The sequence below is a fragment of the Microvirga yunnanensis genome (genome assembly GCF_025460875.1).
On record NZ_JAMXFI010000205.1, the window covers coordinates 1 to 4,228 of the forward strand.

General features: G+C 65.8%; 5 protein-coding genes and 1 pseudogene. All 6 read left to right on the forward strand.

What is annotated here, in order from left to right; all coding sequences use genetic code 11:
* The coding region (locus NF876_RS43025) for a GlcG/HbpS family heme-binding protein (RefSeq protein WP_262273699.1) at positions 1–325 on the forward strand (325 nt) is incomplete at its 5' end.
* Between the two features lie 32 nt (positions 326–357).
* On the forward strand, positions 358–1,050 hold the full coding sequence (locus NF876_RS43030) for an ankyrin repeat domain-containing protein (RefSeq protein WP_262265918.1): 693 nt from the start codon (positions 358–360) through the stop codon (positions 1,048–1,050).
* An 82-nt stretch (positions 1,051–1,132) separates the two neighbouring features.
* Positions 1,133–1,552: a DUF5602 domain-containing protein gene (locus tag NF876_RS43035; protein WP_262265919.1), complete on the forward strand. Its 420-nt coding sequence runs from the start codon at positions 1,133–1,135 to the stop codon at positions 1,550–1,552.
* Positions 1,552–2,079 (forward strand): plastocyanin/azurin family copper-binding protein, encoded by a 528-nt coding sequence (locus NF876_RS43040; RefSeq protein ID WP_262273700.1) that lies wholly within the window; start codon positions 1,552–1,554, stop codon positions 2,077–2,079. The genes NF876_RS43035 and NF876_RS43040 overlap by 1 nt, the downstream gene beginning before the upstream one ends.
* A gap of 88 nt (positions 2,080–2,167) precedes the next feature.
* Entirely contained in the window at positions 2,168–3,970 is a 1,803-nt protein-coding gene (locus NF876_RS43045) for a family 1 glycosylhydrolase (RefSeq protein ID WP_262273701.1), read from the forward strand.
* Positions 3,963–4,228 (forward strand): annotated as a pseudogene (locus NF876_RS43050) (hypothetical protein); the annotation flags it as partial. The gene NF876_RS43045 and the pseudogene NF876_RS43050, both read left to right, overlap by 8 nt.

A 4,228-nucleotide genomic window follows, 5' to 3' on the forward strand; every position in this document is an offset into this window, starting at 1 on the left:
GGTGGTGGATCGCGCCGGCCTTGTGCGCACCGTGCTCCGGGCCGACCGGGCCGGGCCCCATACTGTCGAAGCGAGCCGCGCCAAGGCCTACACGGCGGCGTCCGCCCGCAACACCACCACCGCCATCATGGAAAATGCCGACAAGAACCCGGCAGCCCGGCACCTCGCAGCCATCGAGGGCTTTCTGCTGCTCGGCGGCGGCGTGCCAGTAAAGGCTGGCGACGAGGTGATCGGAGGCCTCGGGGTTGGCGGGGCCCCGGGCGGAAACTTTGATGAGGAATGTGCGAATGCCGGCCTTGCCAAGGTGCAGGCGAAGCTGAAGTGACCGCCCGCCACCGTTTCACGGGGAGACGGACGATGGTCAAATCAGTCGCGCTGGCCGGATTGTTCGGAGTTCTGGTCCTCTTCGGGGGTGCTGCCTTAGCACAGACGGCGCCCTCGCCTACTGAGCTCTCGGCCTACCGCGGCCTGCACGCGGCCGCGGCCCAAGGCTCTGTTGATGACATCCGGCGGCTGGCTCAAGCGGGCATCGACCTCAACGCCCGCGACGGCAACGGCCGCACGCCGCTCCATGTGGCGGTGTTCCAGGGGCACGGGGCAACAGCCCGGGAGCTGATCGCCAACGGGGCGGATCCTGCCCTGCTCGACAACCAACGTTATGACGCTGTGACCATCGTGGCGGTCCGGGATGATGTGCCGACGCTGCAGGCGCTGCTCTCCGCCGGCGCGAGCGCAAAGCTGGTCACCAGCGTCTACGACGGCACCGCGCTGATCGCGGCGGCCCATCTCGGGCACGATGGCGTAGTCCACGAGCTGATCCGGGCCGGCGCGCCGCTCGACCATGTCAACAACCTGGGCTGGACCGCCCTGATCGAGGCGGTGATCCTTGGGGATGGCGGTCCGCGGCACGTCGAGACGGTGCGGGCCCTCGTCGAGGCCGGAGCCAATCCCGGAATCCCGGATCGGGACGGCATGACGCCCCTCGAGCACGCCAGGGCGCGGGGCTATGACAGCATCGTGTCAATCCTGCGTGAGGCGGCCGGTCGTTAGGATCTGGGAACCTTTCAGGGCAGCCGCCATCCAATGGGGACGCTCAGACCGGAACAGGTCTAGCGCCCTAACGGAGGATGCCATGAGGAATGCCGTCGCGACACTTGCGCTGATTGCCGCCTTCAGCCTGCCAGCCTTGGCCGCCGATCAGGTCGAGAAAGCCCCGCCCACAGGCGCGTATAAGAAGGTCAGCGAACTCGTGAAGCTGCCTGACTTCCTGCCGGGCCTTGGCCAGCTTTATGTCGATCCGAAAACCCTGCCGGCTGGCCCATTCCTGGCCTATGACCGCGACGGGCGACTTGTGAGCACGGTCTACATGCTGCCCATCGAGGACCTGTCGAACAAGGACAAGCGCTTCGACGATCTCGCCGCCCCCGGCGGCAAGGTCGACCACGTGGATATCTACTTCAACGCCGGCCATCCTGGCGTCGAGAAACCTCATGCCCACATCGTGCTGTGGCATGTGCCCAAGGCGGACGAGCAACGGGTGGCGGCGAAGTGATGATCTCGCGTCGACAAGTTCTGCAGATCGGCGGGGGCTTCCTCGCCGGTCTCGCAGCGCCCCGGCCCCCTCTCGCCGCTGAGGCAGTCGAAATCCGGATGCAGGGCAATGCGGACGGCTCGCAGGTCTGGTTTAACCCGATTGGCCTCCGCATTAAGCCGGGTCAGACGATCCGCTGGGTCAACCACGACCCGGGGAATTCCCATACCGCGACAGCCTACCATTCCAAGAACTTCGAGCGGCCTCTGCGTATCCCTGAGGGTGCCGAGCCCTGGAACTCTGACTACCTGCTGCTTAACGAGAGCTTCTCGGTCACGCTCAAGGATGAAGGCGTCTACGACTTCTTCTGTGTTCCGCACGAGCATGCCGGCATGGTGGGGCGGATCATCGTTGGCGAACCGGACAGGTCTTCCATCGACAGCGGGCCGGCACAAGCAGCCGGCGGGGAACCGATCCCCGAGATTGCTCTCCACGCTTTCCCGTCCGTCGACGAGATCATGCGCCGCGGCATCGTCAGGCCCGTATAGGGGCCGGTTCCGACAGCGGCGGGAACCTCCCTGGCTCCCACCGTCCAATGATCAGCCACCGAGTCCCGCAGGCATAGATGAGGGCGCCATGATCCGCTCGGTTGCCTACGCGAAGGCGGTTCTCGCCGGCATGGCGGGAGCCATCACCTGGGAAGTCGTCGCCCGGCTGCTGATCTGGGCGGGCGTGCCGTTCTTTGACCTTGTCATGACCCTCGGGACCTTGGTCCTCCCCCATGCGCCGGCATGGGAAGCCTGGCAGGCAGGCATGGCAATCCACCTGCTGGTCGGCGCGATCTGGGCCGTGTTCTACGCCTACTTCTTCTGGTCCGTCCTGCCGGTGCGCCCAACCCTGCAGGGTCTGGTGTTCGCCTTCGTGCCCATGCCGCTGGCGATCTTCATCATGCATCCGCAGTTCGACCTCATGCACCCGCTCGTCCACGGCGGCCATCTGTCTTCCTCGGGCCTGTTCGGGTTGAGCGGCGGGGCGCACGAGCCGCTCTCCATCGCGGCCGGCCATCTGATCTGGGGCACCGTTCTGGGCCTGCTCTACACCCGCCCTGTCGGCTACGGAGCGAACAGGGCGCCGCGCCTGAGCCCCCAATGCAGCGCGTCACGCCCGTCTCCCAGTTTGGCTTCCGAGCTGGCCGATCACCGGTTCATGTTCGCGACCGGGATCGAGTGCAGCTATCCCACCCTGGAGGGCGGGCGGTGGCGCATGGACGAGATGGCAGCTTGCGGTCATTACCGCCACTGGCGCACCGACCTGCAGCTCGTGCGCGACCTTGGGCTGCGCTATCTGCGCTACGGCCCTCCCCTGCATCTGATCCATCAAGGTCTAGGCCAATATGATTGGGCCTTCCTGGACGAGGTCGCCGCCGAGATGCAGCGGCTCGACATCGTGCCGGTCATGGACCTGTGCCATTTCGGCCTGCCCGACTGGCTGCAGAACTTCCAGAACCCCGAGGTGCCGCAAGCGCTCGCCGACTACGCTCGGGCGTTCGCCCGACGCTATCCGTGGGTGCAGTTCTACACGCCCGTGAACGAGATGTATGTGTGCGCCAAGCTCAGCGCCCTGGAAGGATTGTGGAACGAGCAGTGCCGCGATGAGCGCGCCTTTGTCACGGCCGTACGTCATCTCGCCAGAGCCAGCGTGCTGATGATGCAGGCGATTGCGGAAGAACGCCCCGTTGCCATCTTCGTCAACAGCGAGAGCGGCGAGTTCTACCAGCCCTGCTGCCCCGATCCCGAGATCCGCCGCATCGCCGCGTTCGAGAACGAGCGGCGTTTCCTGCCGTTGGATCTCCTCTACGCCCGTCCGGTGCACGAGGACACGCGCGCCTATCTCCTCCAGCACGGCATGCCGTCTGAGGAATATGTGTGGTTTATGCAGCAGGACATGCGTCGGCGAGCCATTCTCGGCGTCGACTACTACGAATGGAACGAGAAGCTCATCGACAGCACCGGCCATGCGCAGGCGCTGGGCGAATTGTTCGGCTGGTATGCCGTCGCGGGCCAGTACTACCAGCGCTACCAGCGGCCGATGATGCACACCGAGACCAACCGCATGGATGCGCGCGACGGGCCGCGCTGGCTCTGGCGACAGTGGCATAATGTGCAGCTGATCCGTCAAACCGGCGTGCCGGTGGTTGGCTTCACTTGGTACTCGCTGACCGATCAGGTCGACTGGGACATCGCGCTGCGGGAGCCACTCGGCAACGTCAATCCAGTCGGCCTGTTCGATCTCAATCGCGACCCGCGGGTGGTCGGTTTGGCCTATCAGCACCTCGTGCGCCTCTTCGGTGCGGATCTCGACGGAGCCCCATCCATCGAGGCGGTGCTGGAAGAAGCCTCGAAGATCACGAACCGGGAAGCGAGGCGGCTCCATGCTTAGAATGCTCCAGGCGCACGGGCTGGATGCCGGCCCGACCCAACGGCCGCTTCTGGCGGGCGCCATCGCAGGGCTGCTGGCAGCGGTCCCGGCCCTGGCGGTCCTCATCGGATTTCAGGCGCTTGACGCCCCTGCCCTGGCAATCGGCGCGTCTGGGTTGGCTGCCGGTCTCGCCTACACCGGCCTGATGCTTCTCGGCGGGGTTCTGTACGGCTGGTTGTTTCAGCGCGCGGCCAATGACCCTCGCGGCGGCTGGCTCTT

Bases quoted from the DNA above. Each gene is read 5' to 3' on its own strand.
- NF876_RS43030 (WP_262265918.1), top strand. From the start codon at position 358: ATGGTCAAATCAGTCGCGCTGGCCGGATTGTTCGGAGTTCTGGTCCTC.
- NF876_RS43035 (WP_262265919.1), top strand. From the start codon at position 1,133: ATGAGGAATGCCGTCGCGACACTTGCGCTGATTGCCGCCTTCAGCCTG.
- NF876_RS43040 (WP_262273700.1), top strand. From the start codon at position 1,552: ATGATCTCGCGTCGACAAGTTCTGCAGATCGGCGGGGGCTTCCTCGCC.
- NF876_RS43045 (WP_262273701.1), top strand. From the start codon at position 2,168: ATGATCCGCTCGGTTGCCTACGCGAAGGCGGTTCTCGCCGGCATGGCG.